This is a genomic window from Pseudomonas sp. R15(2017) (assembly GCF_002112685.1).
Lineage (GTDB): Bacteria > Pseudomonadota > Gammaproteobacteria > Pseudomonadales > Pseudomonadaceae > Aquipseudomonas > Aquipseudomonas glycinae.
Genome location: NZ_NEII01000010.1, coordinates 184737 through 202004, shown reverse-complemented (window position 1 = coordinate 202004; position 17268 = coordinate 184737). Strand labels below are relative to the sequence as shown.

Genomic DNA, 17268 nt, shown 5'->3' with positions numbered 1-17268 from the left:
AATCTTTCGATGAGTGCCAACCCTCGCGTTGCCGAATACGCCATTCACCCGCAGTTCACTGATCGCTGGTCGCCCCGCGCCTTCACCGGCGAAGCGATCCCGGAAGAAACCCTGCTGAGCTTCTTCGAAGCCGCACGCTGGGCGCCGTCGGCGTACAACTCGCAGCCGTGGCGTTTTCTCTACGCCCGTCGCGACACGCCGAACTGGGAGCGTTACCTGGGCCTGCTCAATGAATTCAACCGCAGCTGGGCGCAGCACGCGTCGGCGCTGGTGATCGTGATTTCGAAAACCACCTTCACCGCACCGGGCGCGACCGAGGAAACACCGGCGCTGTGGCACACCTTCGACACAGGTTCCGCCTGGGGCCATCTGGCGCTGCAAGCGAGCCTGAGCGGCTGGCACACCCACGGCATGGCCGGCTTCGATCAGGAGCTGACCCGCAAGGAGCTGAACATTCCAGAAGGTTATGCGCTGCATGCCGCCGTAGCGGTGGGCAAGCTGGGTGACAAGGCAACCCTGGCGGATTACCTGCAAGCACGGGAAACGCCGAGCCCGCGTCGTCCGCTGAGCGAACTGGCGGCTGAAGGCGATTTCACCCTCTAAGCCCCGTTTGATCGTTCCCACGCTCTGCGTGGGAATGCCTCAAGGGACGCTCCGCGTCCAGTGACGCGGAGCGTCACGGGCTGCATTCCCACGCGGAGCGTGGGAACGATCTCTAGTCAGTAACCGCGTGCGAAATCCACTTCCCCACGCAACGCTTCGCCCGCCTGATACGCCCGCACGTTATCCAGAAACAACTGCACCATCATCGGCGGCGAGGTCGGCGCCGAGCTGTGCCCCGTCAGCAACAAGCCCCATGCAGTCCAGAACGGATGCCGTTGCGGCAACGGTTCCTGACGGCAGACATCGATCACCGCGCCCGCCAGATGACCTTCCTTCAACGCTTCGACCAGATCCGCATCGACCACCGCGACACCGCGTCCGGCGTTGATGAACAAACCGGTCGGCTTGAATTGCTTGAACAGCGCCGCATCGTAAATGTCGTGGGTGTTCTCGGTGTTGGGCAGCAGGTTGACCACGTAATCCGCTTCGCCGACCAGCCGCGGCAAGTCCGCCATCGAACCGACTTCGACAAACGGCGCCTGCTCACGGGCGCTGCTGGCGATGCCGTACAACTCGACGCCGAACGGCAGCAGGAACTGCGCCACGCTCTGGCCGATGTCACCGGTGCCGACGATCAGCACCTTGCGCCCGACCAGACTCTGGCCGGTGCGGTTGTCCCACTTGCGCTCGACCTGGCTGACCAGCCGCGCCAGCACTTCGCGCTCGTGGCCGAGCATGTAGGTCAGCACGTATTCAGCCATCACCTGGCCGAAAATGCCGACCGCCCGGGTCAGGCGGTAATCCCGGCGCAGGCCGTCGGCCAGCAGCGGCGTGATCCCGGCCCAGGTCGATTGCAGCCATTGGGGCTGATGGCCCTGACGCAACAGGGTCGCCAGCAGATCCGGCTGGCCCAGCCACACCGGGCAATCGACGGCCTGGCGGGCCAGTTCGGCGGAGTCGCCGCTGGTCAGTACTTCAAGCTCCGGGGCCGCCTGACGCAGCAGTCGGGCGTATATCGCGTGGTCGTGTTCAGCAATCAGAACGCGCATCTTCAAACCTTTCGCAAACCGTGCAGGCGGCCGTCCACTTCGTGGCAGCCGTCGCCGTAAAAACCGTTCCAGGGGTTACCAGAGGCCCAGGACAGGGCCTCGCGGATCAGACCGGATCGTTGCGTCGCAGCAACTCTTCGGGCAAGTGCTCGATGTACTCTTCCTCGGCCGGTGGCATTTGCAGGTGATAGCCCTGCTTTTCGAGGTTTTCCAGGACCACGGCGATGTCTTCGCTGGCCAGCTTGCGCTCGGGGGTCAGTACCAGATCGAAGGAATGCCTGGCCTTGCCGAACGCCGCCATCAGGCCTTCCGGCACGCGCTCCAGCGCATCGCTCTTGAGCACGTACAGGTACATGCCGCTTTTCTTCGAACTTTGATAAATGGAACAAATACGTTTCAAGGCTGTTCTCCGGCGGTGGCCAGGCTGTCGAGCAGCTTCTGGCCCATCAATTCGCGGCGCCAGCCACGCAGCGAATCAGGCAATTGGTAAGGACCCTCGGGGAAGCCGCTTTTGACCAGCGCTTCGAGGGTTTTCTTGCGCAGCATCAGTTCCGGCGCGATGCCCAGACGCTCAGCTTCGGCCTGACCGAGCGCCCGCAGCTGTTTGATCAGCGCGGCGGCTTCGATCGGCAACGGCTCTGGCACGGCTGGCGGCCATTGATCAGGCCCCACACTGCCAGAGCGCTTGATCAGATCAAGCAGAAACTCGCCGTCCTGACGCACGGTACGCGGGTGCATGTCTTCGATCTTGCCCAGCGCGCTGAGGTTGTCCGGTTGGGTCCGGGCCAGCGGCCACAGCGAGTGTTCACGCACGATGCGATTGCGCGGCAGGTCGCGGGCGCGGGCCTCGCGCTCGCGCCAGGCGCACAATTCGCGCAGCACAGCCAGTTGGGCGCGGGACAGCTTCCACGCCAGTTTGGCCTCGCGATACACCTCGTACGGATCGGTCTCGCGGCGCAGGTTGGCGACCAGTTCGGCGCCGTCCTCCAGCACCCAGGCGAATTTGTCGTCGGACAGTTTCGGACGCAGTTGTACGAAAACCTCCGCCAGATGCACGGCGTCTTCGGCGGCATAGCTGATTTGCGTGTCGGACAACGGACGCTGCAACCAGTCGGACCGGGTTTCGCCCTTCGGCAGTTCGATGCCCAGCACTTCCTGCACCAGACGCGAATAGCCCATCGAGAACCCGAGGTTCAGGTAGGCAGCGGCCAGTTGGGTGTCGAACAGCGGCGCCGGCAGGCTGCCGGTCAGGCGCAGCAGGACTTCGAGGTCTTCGCTGCAGGCGTGCAGGACTTTGAGCACCGCCGGGTTTTCCAGCAGCGCGGCCAAGGGTTGCCAGGCGTTGATGGTCAGCGGGTCGATCAGGTAGGCGCGTTTGCCGTCGCCAACCTGCAACAGGCCGGCAATCGGATAGAAGGTGTCGACCCGCATGAATTCGGTGTCGAGGGCAACGAACGGCAGCTGCTGCCACTCGGCGCAAAACTGCGCGAGGCTATCGTTGTCGCGAATCCAGTGAATATCGATGGCCACACGGCTCTCCCTTCAAGAATGGCGCGCAGTATATATCGCCACCGGCGCTTTCCGCGCCTCTACAGGGCAAGAGCTTGATGAAATCTCCTGCCTGTGGGAAAGAATAGTCTTACAGAGTGAGTCTGCCGGCTCAGTCCTTGGCCAACACCCCGTCGATCACCGCGCCCCGGCAGCCGGCAAACATGTCCAGATCGGGCTGGTAGACCTTGCTCTGGACTTCCAGCAGACCGAGCATCGAGTGAAACAGGTTGTCCTGACTCAATGGCTTGTCGCGGCTCATTTGCAGGCAATGGGTGTCGACCGAGTAGGACTTCTGATAGCTGTCGGAGAACCAGGCCAGCATCGCCACGTGTTTCTGCTGCTCCGGCGCCAGCATGTACGGCGTACCGTGGAGGAACAGGTTGTACTCACCCAACGACTCGCCGTGGTCGGACAGGTACAGCATGGCGGTATCGACCTTGTCCTGATTGCTGCGCAACACATCGATCAGGCTCGACAGCACATGGTCGGTGTACACCAGCGTGTTGTCGTAACCGTTGACGATGCTCTCGCGGCTGCAATTGTTCAGCGCGTTGCTCTCACATACCGGAGTGAAGTGTTCGTATTCCTTTGGATAACGCTTGAAATACTCCGGGCCGTGGCTGCCCATCTGATGCAGGACCAGCACGGTGTCCTTGTCCAGGTGATCGATGAAGCTTTGCAGGCCCTGCAACAGGATTTCGTCGCGGCATTCGCTGTTGGCGCACAGCGCCGGATCTTTCAGATTGCTGACATCCTGCAGGGTGACACGATCGCAGGTGCCTTTGCAGCCCGACTGGTTGTCGCGCCAGATCACGTCGATCCCGGCCCGTTTAAGCACGTCCAGCAACCCTTCCTCATTCTTTGCCTTGCTGGCGTCGTAATTCTTGCGGCCCATGTTGGAGAACATGCACGGCACCGACACGGCAGTTTCCGTGCCGCAGGAATGCACGTCGGTGAAAGCGATCAGGCCGGCTTCCTTGTCCAGTTTCGGTGTGGTGTCGCGGCCATAACCGAGGATGCCGAAGTTTTCCGCCCGGGCACTCTCCCCCACCACCAGCACCGTCAGGGATTTGCGCGGATGGTTCTGCACGGCGGCGTTGCGCTGGGCGTCTTCACCGATTGTGACGAACGGTTGATGCACCGAGGCCACCTGCTCACGCAGATAACCGGCCGAGGCGCCAATGTAGTTGCTCGGCACCAGCATCAAGCGAATTTCGTGGTGATTGCGAAACAGCGACGACAGCCCTTGATAATTGGCCAGCGCCACGCCGCCAATGACTGCAACCGACGCCACACTCACCACAACTTTACTTAATAACTCGCGATGCCAACGACGATAGTTGACTGGAACTTTCCACAACAACCAGGACGGCAAGACACCTAGAAAAACAATATAAGCCAGCAACTTCAAAGACAGTAGATCGCGCACTTCAGTGGCATTGGTTTCGGCAAAGTTGCGAAACATGCCGGCATCGATCATGACCCCGTATTGGCTCATGAAATAAGCCACGCCGGCACTGACCATGAACAACAACGTCAACACCGGTTTCAACACGGGTCGAAACGCCAGCAACGTCAGCACGATGTTATACGCCGCGAAGATCATCACCCCGAACGCAATGCGCATGGCAATGCCTTTGCCGTCCGCAGCGGTAATATCGAACAGGTGCTGCCAGAGAACGAAATTGAATCCGGCCAAAAGAAAGGCGCTGGCAAACAACGTCACCCATTCCGGGCGCACGGCTTTTAACTTGAGCATGGCGAGGGGCGATTTCCTTGAAAGAAGTGCCGTCGTCAATTGTGAAAATTTCATTGACTCAGACCACACAAACTTTAAGCACGCAACCATCAATTTTTTGTGAAAAAGAAGCCAACGATTAGTTGGCCCATGAAATAACCATGAAACTTTTGGAGTATTTGAGAATGGTTCAGCTGTGGTTCAGTCGTGGGCAACGAAAACGCGGTATCGAATTTCTCGATAGCGCTCCCGACTTTCTGATTTGCCGCCCCGCTCGCCTGCCCGCCTAATCGGCAGCCTCTGGTTCAAAGGTCTGACGATGGAAAACGTACGCGCCACTGCCCGCCCCGCTGTCTGGCTGATGCTCGGCATCATCCTGGTCGCCCTCAACCTGCGCCCGTCGATGGCGGCGGTCGGGCCCTTGCTCTCGGCCATTCGCGGCGATATGGCGCTGAGTTTCAGTCTCGCAGCATTGCTGACCCTGCTGCCGGTGATGGCGATGGGGCTGGCGATGTTTTTCGGCATGGCGGTCAGTCGGCGCCTCGGTGAACACCGCACGGTACTGCTGTCGTTGCTGATCATTGGCTTGGCGACGCTGTCACGGTTGTTTCTCGACTCGGCGGGAGGATTGATCGCCAGCGCCGTGCTGGCCGGGATCGGCATTGCCCTGATCCAGGCCTTGATGCCCGCGCTGATCAAATCGCGGTTTCCTGACAACGTGGCGCTGTGCATGGGGCTTTACGTCACTTCGATCATGGGCGGCGCGGCGCTGGCCGCTTCGTTCGCACCATGGGTGCTGATGCAAACCGGTAACTGGCGGGCAGGGCTTGCCGTCTGGGCGGTTTTGGCACTGCTCGCCATTCCTGTGTGGTGGGCAACCCGCGCCACGTCACCGGACACCACCCGGGCCGTAGTCAGAAAAGAATCTTTCTTCACGAATTCCCGCGCCTGGTTGCTCGCGATCTTCTTCGGTCTGGGCACCGCGTCCTACACCTGCGTGCTGGCCTGGCTGGCGCCGTACTACGTGGAAAAGGGCTGGAGCGAACAAAACGCCGGCCTGATGCTGGGTTTTCTGACGGCCATGGAGGTGATTTCCGGGCTGGTGGTGCCCGCCATCGCCAATCGCAGCCGTGACCGACGCCTGGTGCTTGGCACCCTGCTCGGCCTGATCATCGCCGGATTCCTGGGGCTGATCCTCAGCCCGCAGCACCTGAGCCTGCTGTGGCCCTGCCTGCTCGGACTCGGCATCGGCGGGCTATTCCCGATGAGCCTGATCGTGTCCCTCGATCACCTCGACGAACCGCAACGTGCCGGCGGGCTGACCGCATTCGTACAAGGAATCGGTTACCTGATTGCCGGGCTGTCGCCGCTGATGGCCGGGGTGGTTCGCGATCGACTGGGCAGCTTCGAGTGGGCCTGGTGGTCACTGACGGCAGTGATGGTGCTTATGCTGCTGATGGTGCTGCGCTTCAACCCACGGCATTACGCGCAACACATGGAATAATCTGGCCGACCCGTCTGGATAAAGGCTTCTGGCCATCTTCACCGGCTTTAAGTTGGCACGTCGTGTTACTAAAACTTTCTGTCCCACAACTGACCGTGAAACGTCCTACAGGGCTTTCTCCTGGCACCATCGTTCCGTTACGATCATGCGCACACGTTTGCGCGGATTCGGCGCAAGGAGCACAGCGAGACGGAACGGATGCTGAACAGTAACTTGCTTAGAAAGCTCGACATGCAGGATCTCATGGTGTTTGTCGCCGTGTATGAGCAAAGCAGCGTCACCGATGTGTCGGAGGCGCTGTTCGTCAGCCAGTCCACCGTCAGTTACTGCCTGAAAAAACTGCGCACCAGTTTTGAGGACGAGTTGTTCGTCAACACCCGCACGGGCATGCGCCCGACCTACAAGGCCAGCAGCATGTACGGCCATGTGCAGAAAATCCTCGAAAGCATCAACCTGTGCCACGCCGGCGCCCCGACCTTCGACCCGATGGCACAACCGGTGACCTTCAACATCTGCGCACCGGAATACTTCGAACAACTGATCCTGCCGCGAATGTTGAAACGCTTCGACTTCGATGACTTGCCGGTGATGATCAACATGCACAAGTTCGAGACCGACGTGCCGGTCGAAGAGTTGCGCGACGGCAGTCTCGATCTGGTGATCTGTTTCGGTCCGAACTTCCATCGCAGTCACGCCGACCTGAAATCACGCATGCTGCTGGAAGATGACCTGGTCTGCGTCTTCGACAAACGCGCCACGCCGCTGGAACCGCGCCTGAGCCTGCAAGCCTTCACCGAACGCCGGCATGTTTTCCCGACACCGTGGACGTCGACCACCAACATGGTCGATGGCTGGCTGGCGCGGCAGGCGCAGAAACGCCAGATCGTCGCCCGTTCCAACAGTTACAGCGCGGCGCTGAAGATGATCACCGGCACCGACTTCATCCTGACCCTGCCCCGGCGCATTCAGCGTTTGCTGACCAACGACGCGGTGTTCCAGCACTGCGAGGCGCCCAATGGTCTGCCGGGCTTCACCCTCGACATGCAGTGGAGCCACAACGTCGATCAGGACAGCGCCAACCTCTGGTTGCGCGAGCAGGTCATCAAGACCTGCGCGGAGCTGGAAGCGGCCTGAGTCCTACACGCCGATGGCGACTTTGCTGTAGGACTCGCGGTCGATATCGAGCAGTTCCACACTCAACTGTACCTCGACCCCGACCGGCCATTCGCACAGGTCCTGCAACACCGCCAACAGGTTCTGCGACAGTTGTTTCTTGATCTCCGAAGATCGACCGCTGAGCAGCGCCAGCCTGACCGCGACAAAGGCGCGCTCGTTCATGGCGGTGCCGACCTTGAAGGTTTCAACTTTGAGCGCACGGCTCTTGATATCGAATTCCGCCCCGAATTGACCGGAACCCACCAGGGTGTTGTTGAGCCGGATCAACGCAACATCGGCGTTCAGTTGCGGCAGGTTGGCGGTGTATTCCAGGTGCAGGTGCGGCATCTCGGTGCTCCAGTGGTTCGGCGGAAAGGTCGTACATATAACACAGCAATGCCTGACTCACTCCAGCGACGACATCACCGGCCGCTCACTCATGAATTGCTCCAGCCGCGAACGCAGCCAGCGCTCGCCCGGGTCGCTGTCAACGTGGCTGAGCCAGACCATCGACAGATCGAGGGTCGGAGTCTTGAACGGGAACGGCTCCTTGAACAGCAGCCCGGACGCGGCCATGGCGTCGGCGGTGTAGTCCGGCAGGCTGGCGATCAGATCGGTGCCGGCCAGCAGCGCCGGCAACGAACTGTACTGCGGCACCGACAGCACCACCTGACGGGTGCGACCGATGTCCGCCAGCCACTCATCGGCATAGCCGCTGACATTGGCGGTGTGGGAAACCAGCACGTGGGGACGTGCGCAATATTCATCGAGGGTCAGCGGCGTGTCGGACTTGTCGGCGCGCAGGATGCTCGGCTGAATGTGTCGCAACAATTTGCGCTTGGCATTGGCCGGCAGACCACGGGTCTGGCTGATGCCGACGGTGATGTCGCCAGCGGCCAGCAGATCGGGAATCCGCCAGTAATCGACGTGCTGCACCACAAACACCACGCTCGGCGCTTCCTGGCGCAAGGCGCGCAGCAGCGGTGGCAGCAGTCCGAATTCAACGTCGTCCGACAGCCCGATGCGAAAGGTCATGGTGCTGACGGCGGGATCGAAATCCCGGGTCAGGCTAAGGGCCACCGACAACGAGTCGAGCGCAGGCTTGAGATGGCGATAGATGTCTTCGGCACGGGCGGTCGGCTCCATGCGATGGCCGACGCGGATGAACAATGGATCGTTGAGCATGGTGCGCAGACGGTTGAGCGCCGAGCTGATGGTCGGCTGGCCGAGAAACAGCTTCTCGGCGGCCCGGGTCACGTTGCGTTCGAGCATCAAGGTCTCGAACACCACCATCAGGTTGATGTCGGCCTTGCGTAGTTCATTGCGGTTCATCCATTGCCCCCCGATCCCCAGATTGCGGGCAGTGTAGAAAGGCCGCGGGGGCGGCGTCCATCGAAACGCTGCGTCATTGCACCGTCAACGTCTTCAGCCCCAGGCCCATCATCCGCGAATCGTCGTTGATACCCAGTTGCCGCGGGCTGACGGCATCCGGCAACTGTAATTCGATATCGAGCCGGTCATCATTGCCGAGGCGCTGGTTGAGCGCGGCGCTGATCGGAACTTCCAGGCGATTGCCTTGAAACTGCGTCAAACGGGTCTCCAGTACCTGTTGACCGTTCAGACTGACGATTACCCGCTGGCCGGGGTGCCGGGGCTGGATGAATGCCAATGCGTCGATCACGATCGAACTCACTGGAGGCAAGACCCGCAACTCCATCTTCGCCTGCTGCCCTTCCGTCCACGTCCCCCAGTTTTCAGGCGTCGACCAGCCGCTGACCAGTTGTTGGTTTCGATAATTGAAGGTGAGAGTTTGTCCCGGGCGAGTGAGGGGGATCAGTGACATCCGCCGCCCCTCATCCTGCACGGACAGACACTGCACACAGCGTTTCCAGCCCGGCGCCAGCACCGCGACCCCATCCACGCGCGTCAGCAGATCGGTTTCACTGTTGATGGTTCTGGCGGCATCGACCAGCGCATCGTCGTCCAGGAGGTACAGAGAGTCCGCGTCGTATTGCCCCGAATCGAGCATCGCGCGTGCTTTCTGCTGTGCCCGCGCCAGCGCCGAAGTGCTCATGCGTCCCAGATAGACCGCATCGGTTTTCATCCCGTGGGTCGCTGCGAAACCGGCGATCATCTGCCAGCGCTCACCCTGGTTCTGTGGCATCAGGCTGCGGACATTGGCATAACGCGCAGCGGCACTTGCCCAGAAAGGATCCGTCATCGGGCTGGCCCAGACCGACGAAGGAGCCACCAATTTTCCCTGCCGCAGCCCCATCCAGCCGTTGCGGCTATCGGCGACCTGGATCAGCAGCGCCACCGCGAGCAGACCAATGGCGATACGCGGTCGATAACCGCGCACCACCAGAAAAATCGCAGCCAGGATGCAGACGTACAGAACCGGCCAGAACATCCGGCCCGAGGCACGAAAGATATTGGCCAGCGCGACAAGACTTTTCGGCAGCGGATAACCGAGGTTCCACGCCCCGATGCCGATCTGATTCGACAGCGCGAACAGCCATAAACCGAACAGGGCCATCAACAGCCATGGGCGTCCACGCACCTGATGGTTCAGCGATTGGCGGTTCCGAAACCAGGCCATCAGCGCCAGCGGCATCAACAAGAGAACGCCCAAGCCAAGGTAGTTGAAACCTTCGTAGTCCCCACTCCCCTTCGGCAGATCGGGCAGGATCAATGACCAGCCAGCCGGGTCGACGGGCGACAACAGATTCATCCGGTACAAACCAAAACCGCCGGAGGCCGCACCATCGGCAATGCTGAAGTAACCGGCCTGCCAGCAACACACGCTCACCAGAGCGAAAAGCGTACCGCCCTCGATCAACCCCTGACGCCGGCTCAAAGACTGATTGAAAGTCTTGCCCAGCAGATCCGCCACCCAGATCAGCGCAACCATGGCCAGCAGGTAGGCGTGTACCCATGCCGTCACCGCCAGCAAGACTCCCCAGACGAGGCGCCGCCGGCGCAGATTCGGCAGCAGCGCCAGGTACAGCGCGGCCAGGATCAGGAAATGGCCGGCCAGTGAAAGGTGCCCGCCCATGCGCAAGAACATTGCTGGCGAGAACGCCAGCAGCCCTGCACCCAGAAGTCGAATCAAGGGATTGGCCGTCATCAGCCCAATCAGTTTCCAGCCAAACCAGGCTTGCAACACGCAACACGCCAACAGCCACAAACCGAAATACTGAAAGGTGTCCGGCAACCAGGCATTGAATGGTTTGAACAACAGCGCCAGCAGTGGAATGGAGTCGGAAAAAATGATCGCGCTACCCAGTTCCAAACCGTAAGAAGGATTGAGCCCGAGCGGAAAAGTCCACGGCGAATGCCGGAAAAAAACCCAGCCCAGATAATGCGTCGCCGGATCGCCCTGCTCCAGCCAGGCGATGTTCTGCGGGTTCAGCGCCTGCGGCCCGACTACCAGAAAAAACACCAGAACACCCAATAACACGGGCAATAGAAATAGAGCCGGCTGCTCGCGTGAATCCCTCATCGATACGTCCAGAAGTTATGCAGTACAAACGTGAACGCCGGAATCGTCAGCGCCACCGCACCGATACCCGCCAGATAATGCAACCCGGCCTTCTGTGCCGCCCAGGCCACGAACATCGCCAACAGGAAGCCGCCCGCCGAAACCATCAAAAAACGCCGCAGGGTCTTGCCGTGCAACCGGGCGGAAAAACTCCAGGTGGTGTTGATCACGTAGGACACCACCGTTGCCACGGCAAAAGCCACGCCGTTGGCCAACGGAGGCTGTGGACTGACGAAGTTGATGAACAGCACCGCCACCAGTGCATGCAGTGCCGTAACGAACAGACCGGTTACGGCGAAGCGCAGGCCGCGCTGAATCAAAGCGGATCTCTGGGGTATCGTCACGGCTTGCGCGCCAGCACGAACACACTCAGACCGCCCACACGGTTGATGCCCATCAACGGCAACTCAAGACTGCACAGGGTTTTCAGCAGCATATTGACCAGCGGATGGTGTTTTTTCAGCTGCGAACGCGGGGCCGCCCCTCGAGCGCCGCCGGGTAACAGGCGCGACGCCAGCGCAAGCGGGAAGACCACTGCGAAGTAATAGGCGCCCCGCTCCACCGTCAATCCGGCGTTACCCGCCAGAGCCTCGAATTGCCCCAGGGTGTAGCGACGTTTGTGTTCGAGAAAATCATCGTGCCCGCTCCACATGAACTGGAACGCCGGCACGGTCATCAGAAAGCGGCTGCCGGACGGCACTTTGTCGACGTAGGATTTGAGCAGGCCTAGATCGTCATCGACGTGCTCCAGCACATCCATCAGCAACACCAGATCAGCGTCGACGTTGTCGATCGAGCGACGGTAATGCACCGGTTTGCCGACGGTGGTGGCGCTTGAATCGGCCGGGTAGCTGATGTCCACGCACCACGCTTCGCGCGCCGCCGTGTGGGTCAACAAGTGATGGGAGAAAAATCCTGAACCGGCGCCGACGTCGAGAATTCGTTTGATCGGCGTTTCACCCAGCAAGCGGCGGGTGGCGGCCGCTTTGGAGCAGTAATACCAATGCTCGCCGATGCTGTCGCCGAGGATGTCGGTTTCCTTGAGATCCATCTGTCAGTCCTTGGATTCGTAAATGCGGCGCACCAGGAAAACCGGCCGGCGCTTCGCTTCGATATAAGTGCGGCCCAGATACTCGCCGAGCACGCCGATACCGATCAATTGCAAGCCGCCGAGAAACGTCACGGCAACCATCAGCGAGGCGTAACCGGGCAAGTCAACGCCATGAATGAGCGTGCGCAGCACAATGAACATCGCAAAGGCGAACGACACCAGAGAGACCAGCGCCCCCAGATACGTCCAGATCCGCAGCGGTTCGGTGCTGAAACTGGTGATGCCCTCCAGGGCGAAATTCCACAGTCGCCAGCCATTGAACTTGCTCTGCCCCGCCGCCCGCTCCGGGCGTTCGTACTCGACCTGGGTGGTGCGAAATCCGACCCAGGCGAACAGGCCTTTCATGAAGCGCCGGGATTCGGGCAATGTCAGCAGCGCGTCGACCACGCAGCGATCCATCAGTCGGAAATCACCGACGTTTTCCGGCAATGACTGTTCGGCAATTTTGTTGTGCAGGCGATAGAACCAACTGGCAGAGGTCTGCTTGGCCCAGGAGTCGTTGCGCCGGCTGATGCGGTGGCCAAGCACCACTTCAAAACCTTCGCGCCAGCGCTCGATCATTTGCAGGATGACCTCGGGCGGATCCTGCAGATCGACATCGATCGGCACCACGATTTGCCCGGTGGCCATCTGCAAACCCGCGGAAAGCGCCGCCTCCTTGCCGAAATTGCGGCTCAGATCGACGATGCGGATGCGCGAATCGCTCTGCTGGCAATGCAGCAAACGTTCCAGCGTTGCATCGGAACTGCCGTCATTGACGAACACCAGTTCCAGTTCGACCAGCGTCTCTTGCGCGAACACCTGACGAATGCGCAGGAGAAAGCCGTCGAGGCTGTCCTCTTCATTGAATACGGGGATCACCAGCGACAACTTCACCGGGCCCGCGTGTTGCGTTCCGTGCGGATGGGTCAATGGACTGCTCTTTCTTATAGTGATTGTCGGTCGCCGAACGCTGTTCGACGCCATGAGCCGCACCGTATTAAGCAGCAGCCCGGAATGTCATGCAAGGGTGAAACGAGGGCGTTCCGGCCAATCCGGAGGACGATCCCTGCGCTCTGGCCCGCGCCTTCCAGAAACATTCACGAACGATTGGAAACAAATCCCCGATAGCCAAAAAACCGCGCTCCGCTAGGCTTGCGTCGAGGCGTCACACAGGCTGTCGCACATAAATCGCATGGAGCGAACTGAATGTATTTCGAGATTTACAGGCAATCCAAAGGCACCCCGAGCACCGGCAAGGGCCAATGGCGCTGGAGATTGAGGGCGGGGAATCACGAGACGGTCGCCAGTGGCGAGTCGTATGTGAACAAGGCGGATTGTCTGCACGTGATCGAATTGATCAAGGGTGTGCAGGGGGATACGCCGGTCAAGGAGATCTGAGGACTGTCCAGGACGCCGGGCTGCCTGAGTTGGCAGCTCCGGCGACTTCTGAAGTAGCTTCAGAACCTTTCGGGAATGTGCCTGAAGGGATAATCCGACTCTTTGTATCCCCCCGGTTTCTGCCGCTTGGGCAATCTCACCTTCTCTCGCGGCACCTCTTTGTAGGGGATGCGACTGAGCAGGTCGGAAATGATATTGAGCCGCGCCCGACGCTTGTCGTTCGAGTTGGCCACCAGCCATGGTGCGTAATCGGTATCGGTCGCTTCGATCATGTCGTCCCGCGCCCGGGAGTAGTCATACCAGCGGCTGTAGGACTTGAGGTCCATCGGCGACAGTTTCCAGATCTTGCGCCCGTCGACAATCCGCGCCTCCAGGCGCCGGGTCTGTTCTTCCTGGCTGACATTGAGCCAGTACTTGAGCAGGATCACCCCCGAACCGACAACTGCGCGCTCCACCAGCGGCACGGTCTTGAGAAACTTTTCGACCTGTTTGTCCGTGCAAAAGCCCATTACCCGCTCGACACCGGCGCGGTTGTACCAACTGCGATCGAAGATCACCACTTCGCCAGCGGCCGGCAAATGCGGCAGATAGCGCTGCAGGTACATCTGGCTCTTCTCGCGATCAGTCGGGGCTGGCAACGCGATGACGCGAAAGACTCGCGGGCTGACCCGCTCGGTCAGCGCCTTGATGGTGCCGCCCTTGCCCGCACCGTCACGGCCTTCGAAGATGATGCAGATCTTGATGCCTTCGGCCTTGACCCATTCCTGCATTTTCACCAGTTCGATATGCAGACGGCGCAGCTCGGCAAGGTAGTCCTTGTTTGACAGCTTTGTATGTTCCTCAGGTTTTTCTCGGGGCGAGTCTTTCTTCTTTCCCTTTGCCATGACCAGACCTCTCGGGTTGGAGCGACAGCCAGGCTCGTTGGCATTGCATGGCCTGGAACCGGAAAGTTTAGTCATTTATCGCAAAACGCAAGCAAACGTGCGGTAACTCACAGGCAACGTGCTTATTTCGAAAAAGCCTGTACAACTTTTGACGGAATGCCAATCGCCAACCATTCTCCATCACGGCGCAACGTCCGATGTCGGCCGTTGATGCCTGGCGTGTTGCAAACCTGCCATCTGGATGTGGGGAAGAGGTCATGCACAGTTCGCTCTTGCGCGCCGCGTCGCTCCTGCTCGCCTTGAGCGCTGCACCGCTCTTGTTGCAGGCCGCCGATGCGCCTGCGGCTCCGGCGGCGGCCACCGCTTCTGCCAAAGATGCCGTGTTTACCACAGAGCAGCTCGACCAGATGCTCGCGTCGATTGCCCTGTATCCCGACCCACTGCTCGCTCAAGTGCTGATGGCCGCCACTTATCCGGGAGAAGTTGCCGAAGCCGCGGGCTGGTCCAAGGCGCATCCAGACGCCAAGGGCGATGATGCGGTCAAGCAAGTGGCCAGCCAGACGTGGGATCCGAGCGTGCAGGCCTTGGTGGCGTTCCCGCAAGTCTTGGCGACTCTGGGGCAGGACCCGGTCTGGGTACAACGTCTGGGGGATGCCTTTCTGGCCCAGCCTGACGAACTCATGGCCGGCGTTCAGCGCTTGCGGCGTCAGGCCCAGGCGGCGGGCAATCTGCAGAGCAATCAATATCAGAACGTGACAGTGCAGAACGTAACGCCGCCCATCTCTGCCGGGACAACCAAGCCGGCCGACAACACAACCATCATCATTCAGCCCGCCGATCCGCAGGTGGTCTACGTCCCGACCTATAACCCGACGACCACTTACGGCACCTGGCCTTATCCCGCCTCGCCGCCGGTGTATTACCCGCCGCCACCCGCTTACTACCCGGGTCAGGCACTGGTGGCCGGGCTGGCCTTCGGTACGGGCGTGGCGGTTGTCGCGTCGTTGTGGGGCGACTGTGATTGGGGCAACAACGATATCGACATCGATGTAAACCGTTACAACAACATCAACGGCAATAACCGCATCACCAACAACCAGAACAAGTGGCAGCACAACACCGTGCATCGCGATGGCGTGCCTTATCGTGACAACCGCAGTCGCGCGCAGTATGGCCGGCAGCTGGACGGCGCGGCTCAGCGTGACGCCTATCGCGGTGACAACGCGCAGCGGGCCCAGGCTCGGGAGCGAGCTCGCAACTCGATGGACAAAGCCGGTATCGAGCGTCCCGCCACCAGCAATCGGGAAGCCCGGAATCAAGTCCGCGAAGCGCAATCCGCCAATGTTGGCAATCGCATGCAAGGCGGCGCGGACAGGCCTAGAGCCGCCGACCGCGCTCAAGGCAACACGCGGGAGGCGCGGCAGCCGGGCGTTAATCAACGTGACAACCGTGCGTCCCATGCCCGAACCGCCGCGGGCAGTGCGCGGAACAACGCCTTCGCCGGCGCGCGCTCTCCGTCCCAGACCCGCGTCCAGGCTGATCGTGGCCGGGCCAGCCAGATTTCTGCGCAACGTCCCAATACCTCACGCGTAGCCGGACATCAGATCAGCCGGCCATCCGGCGGGGGCATGCGTCAGAGAGGAGGTGGCCGTCGATGAACATTCATTCTCTGCTCAGGAGCTGCCTGATCCTCGCGGCCGGCCTCGCATTTTCGAGCTTCGCCTCGGCCCAGCAAGTATTTCCAACCCCGGAAAAAGCCGCTGAGGCCTTCGTCGAAGCCCTCGGTACGCAACACGCCGACCAAAAACGCCTGACTGAATTGCTGGGCGAGGAATGGCACAGCTTCATTCCCCGTGAAGGCGTGCAGCGCAGCGATGTCGATGCCTTCCTCCAGCAATACCGCGAACAGCACACCCTGGAAAAGACCGGCGACAACAAGGCCGTACTCTCCGTCGGGCCCGATCACTGGACGCTGCCCATCCCCCTCATCAAAGACAAAACCGGTTGGCGCTTCGACATGAAAGCTGCGCAGGTCGAAATCCGTGCCCGTCGCATCGGCCGCAACGAACTGGCGGCAGTGCAATCGGCGCTGGCCTACCACGACGCCCAAATGGACTACGCCTCGGAAGACCGCGACGGCGACGGCGCCCTCGAATACGCACAGAAAATCTTCAGCTCCCCCGGCAAACACGACGGCCTCTATTGGCCAGAAGACGACAGCGGCCAGATCAGCCCCCTCGGCCCCGCCTTCGGCCAGGCTATCAACGACGAAGACTGGCACGGCTACCACTTCCGCATCCTCGACGCCCAAGGCCCGTCAGCACCGGGCGGCGCCTACAGCTATCTGATTGGAGACAAGATGAGTCGCGGATTCGCCTTGATCGCCTGGCCTGCGAAGTATGCCGACACCGGGGTGATGAGTTTCATGATCAGCCATGAGGGCCAGGTGTTTCAGAAGGACCTCGGGCCGGATGGGGAGAAAGTGGCGAAGGCGATGAAGCGGTTTGATCCGGATGATAGTTGGGAGGTGGTGGATTTGGGGCAGAAGTAGTTGGGGTGTCGAATTGCGTTGGATCAGAAACGAAAAAGCCCCGTAGCTTCTCAGCTACGGGGCTTTTAAATGTAATTTGATAACGCTATATAATCAAAAAAAACGATTACGCTGAACAATTCGCTGCACAAGCCGAGACTGAGCTCCAACCGCTCGATCTTGAGGAAATGCAAGCACTACACTTTTAGTCTGAATTGCGTT

Annotated in this window: 17 protein-coding genes; 6 read left to right on the top strand and 11 right to left on the bottom strand. The window is 60.5% G+C overall.

The window, feature by feature from the left end; all coding sequences use genetic code 11:
* The first annotated feature begins 9 nt into the window (after positions 1 to 9).
* Entirely contained in the window at positions 10 to 603 is a 594-nt protein-coding gene (locus CAF77_RS21075) for a nitroreductase family protein (protein ID WP_011332926.1), read from the top strand.
* A gap of 116 nt (positions 604 to 719) precedes the next feature.
* Here the strand turns inward: CAF77_RS21075 and CAF77_RS21070 are convergent, their stop codons facing one another.
* The 4 genes from CAF77_RS21070 to CAF77_RS21055 form a co-directional block, all read right to left on the bottom strand.
* Positions 720 to 1652 (bottom strand): D-2-hydroxyacid dehydrogenase, encoded by a 933-nt coding sequence (locus CAF77_RS21070; RefSeq protein WP_085655505.1) that lies wholly within the window; start codon positions 1650 to 1652, stop codon positions 720 to 722.
* A gap of 106 nt (positions 1653 to 1758) precedes the next feature.
* Positions 1759 to 2052: a YcgL domain-containing protein gene (locus CAF77_RS21065; RefSeq protein WP_039772642.1), complete on the bottom strand. Its 294-nt coding sequence runs from the start codon at positions 2050 to 2052 to the stop codon at positions 1759 to 1761.
* Positions 2049 to 3182, bottom strand: a complete 1134-nt coding sequence (gene rnd, locus CAF77_RS21060; protein WP_007958043.1) for a ribonuclease D — start codon at positions 3180 to 3182, stop codon at positions 2049 to 2051. Before rnd ends, CAF77_RS21065 begins: the two co-directional genes overlap by 4 nt.
* Positions 3183 to 3312: 130 nt before the next feature.
* The gene (locus CAF77_RS21055; protein ID WP_085655506.1) at positions 3313 to 4962 is read right to left on the bottom strand and encodes a phosphoethanolamine transferase; all 1650 of its coding nucleotides are present in this window, start codon (positions 4960 to 4962) and stop codon (positions 3313 to 3315) included.
* Positions 4963 to 5260: 298 nt separating this feature from the next.
* On the opposite strand from CAF77_RS21055, the gene CAF77_RS21050 reads away from it, so the two are divergent.
* Together CAF77_RS21050 and CAF77_RS21045 are read left to right on the top strand one after the other, a co-directional pair.
* On the top strand, positions 5261 to 6445 hold the full coding sequence (locus CAF77_RS21050) for a cyanate transporter (RefSeq protein WP_085655507.1): 1185 nt from the start codon (positions 5261 to 5263) through the stop codon (positions 6443 to 6445).
* Between the two features lie 198 nt (positions 6446 to 6643).
* The gene (locus tag CAF77_RS21045) at positions 6644 to 7579 is read left to right on the top strand and encodes a LysR family transcriptional regulator (protein ID WP_085655508.1); all 936 of its coding nucleotides are present in this window, start codon (positions 6644 to 6646) and stop codon (positions 7577 to 7579) included.
* A 3-nt stretch (positions 7580 to 7582) separates the two neighbouring features.
* Here the strand turns inward: CAF77_RS21045 and CAF77_RS21040 are convergent, their stop codons facing one another.
* The 6 genes from CAF77_RS21040 to CAF77_RS21015 form a co-directional block, all read right to left on the bottom strand.
* On the bottom strand, positions 7583 to 7948 hold the full coding sequence (locus CAF77_RS21040; RefSeq protein WP_064383123.1) for a 5-carboxymethyl-2-hydroxymuconate Delta-isomerase: 366 nt from the start codon (positions 7946 to 7948) through the stop codon (positions 7583 to 7585).
* A 57-nt stretch (positions 7949 to 8005) separates the two neighbouring features.
* Positions 8006 to 8932 carry a LysR family transcriptional regulator gene (locus tag CAF77_RS21035; protein ID WP_011332920.1) on the bottom strand — a complete coding sequence of 309 codons (927 nt, stop codon included), beginning with the start codon at positions 8930 to 8932 and terminating at the stop codon, positions 8006 to 8008.
* Between the two features lie 73 nt (positions 8933 to 9005).
* Positions 9006 to 11102, bottom strand: a complete 2097-nt coding sequence (locus CAF77_RS21030; protein WP_085655509.1) for a DUF6311 domain-containing protein — start codon at positions 11100 to 11102, stop codon at positions 9006 to 9008.
* Positions 11099 to 11461: a GtrA family protein gene (locus tag CAF77_RS21025; RefSeq protein ID WP_223290644.1), complete on the bottom strand. Its 363-nt coding sequence runs from the start codon at positions 11459 to 11461 to the stop codon at positions 11099 to 11101. The genes CAF77_RS21030 and CAF77_RS21025 overlap by 4 nt, the downstream gene beginning before the upstream one ends.
* Before the next feature lie 20 nt (positions 11462 to 11481).
* Positions 11482 to 12192 carry a bifunctional 2-polyprenyl-6-hydroxyphenol methylase/3-demethylubiquinol 3-O-methyltransferase UbiG gene (locus CAF77_RS21020; protein WP_064383116.1) on the bottom strand — a complete coding sequence of 237 codons (711 nt, stop codon included), beginning with the start codon at positions 12190 to 12192 and terminating at the stop codon, positions 11482 to 11484.
* A gap of 3 nt (positions 12193 to 12195) precedes the next feature.
* Positions 12196 to 13164 (bottom strand): glycosyltransferase family 2 protein, encoded by a 969-nt coding sequence (locus CAF77_RS21015; RefSeq protein WP_064383115.1) that lies wholly within the window; start codon positions 13162 to 13164, stop codon positions 12196 to 12198.
* A 276-nt stretch (positions 13165 to 13440) separates the two neighbouring features.
* On the opposite strand from CAF77_RS21015, the gene CAF77_RS21010 reads away from it, so the two are divergent.
* Positions 13441 to 13632, top strand: a complete 192-nt coding sequence (locus tag CAF77_RS21010; protein ID WP_064383113.1) for a DUF1508 domain-containing protein — start codon at positions 13441 to 13443, stop codon at positions 13630 to 13632.
* 59 nt (positions 13633 to 13691) lie between these two features.
* Here the strand turns inward: CAF77_RS21010 and ppk2 are convergent, their stop codons facing one another.
* A complete protein-coding gene (ppk2, locus tag CAF77_RS21005; protein WP_064383111.1) occupies positions 13692 to 14516 on the bottom strand; it encodes a polyphosphate kinase 2 in 825 nt (274 codons plus the stop codon).
* A 257-nt stretch (positions 14517 to 14773) separates the two neighbouring features.
* On the opposite strand from ppk2, the gene CAF77_RS21000 reads away from it, so the two are divergent.
* Positions 14774 to 16174: a DUF3300 domain-containing protein gene (locus CAF77_RS21000; RefSeq protein WP_064383109.1), complete on the top strand. Its 1401-nt coding sequence runs from the start codon at positions 14774 to 14776 to the stop codon at positions 16172 to 16174.
* Positions 16171 to 17067 (top strand): DUF2950 domain-containing protein, encoded by an 897-nt coding sequence (locus CAF77_RS20995; protein ID WP_085655510.1) that lies wholly within the window; start codon positions 16171 to 16173, stop codon positions 17065 to 17067. The genes CAF77_RS21000 and CAF77_RS20995 overlap by 4 nt, the downstream gene beginning before the upstream one ends.
* Positions 17068 to 17268: the final 201 nt, after the last annotated feature.

Coding starts and splice junctions, on each gene's coding strand:
- CAF77_RS21035 (WP_011332920.1), bottom strand. CDS start 8,932: ATGAACCGCAATGAACTACGCAAGGCCGACATCAACCTGATGGTGGTG.
- CAF77_RS21020 (WP_064383116.1), bottom strand. CDS start 12,192: ATGGATCTCAAGGAAACCGACATCCTCGGCGACAGCATCGGCGAGCAT.
- CAF77_RS21010 (WP_064383113.1), top strand. CDS start 13,441: ATGTATTTCGAGATTTACAGGCAATCCAAAGGCACCCCGAGCACCGGC.
- CAF77_RS21050 (WP_085655507.1), top strand. CDS start 5,261: ATGGAAAACGTACGCGCCACTGCCCGCCCCGCTGTCTGGCTGATGCTC.
- CAF77_RS21070 (WP_085655505.1), bottom strand. CDS start 1,652: ATGCGCGTTCTGATTGCTGAACACGACCACGCGATATACGCCCGACTG.
- CAF77_RS21030 (WP_085655509.1), bottom strand. CDS start 11,102: ATGAGGGATTCACGCGAGCAGCCGGCTCTATTTCTATTGCCCGTGTTA.
- CAF77_RS21055 (WP_085655506.1), bottom strand. CDS start 4,962: ATGCTCAAGTTAAAAGCCGTGCGCCCGGAATGGGTGACGTTGTTTGCC.
- CAF77_RS21075 (WP_011332926.1), top strand. CDS start 10: ATGAGTGCCAACCCTCGCGTTGCCGAATACGCCATTCACCCGCAGTTC.
- CAF77_RS21045 (WP_085655508.1), top strand. CDS start 6,644: ATGCTGAACAGTAACTTGCTTAGAAAGCTCGACATGCAGGATCTCATG.
- CAF77_RS20995 (WP_085655510.1), top strand. CDS start 16,171: ATGAACATTCATTCTCTGCTCAGGAGCTGCCTGATCCTCGCGGCCGGC.
- CAF77_RS21000 (WP_064383109.1), top strand. CDS start 14,774: ATGCACAGTTCGCTCTTGCGCGCCGCGTCGCTCCTGCTCGCCTTGAGC.
- ppk2 (WP_064383111.1), bottom strand. CDS start 14,516: ATGGCAAAGGGAAAGAAGAAAGACTCGCCCCGAGAAAAACCTGAGGAA.
- CAF77_RS21040 (WP_064383123.1), bottom strand. CDS start 7,948: ATGCCGCACCTGCACCTGGAATACACCGCCAACCTGCCGCAACTGAAC.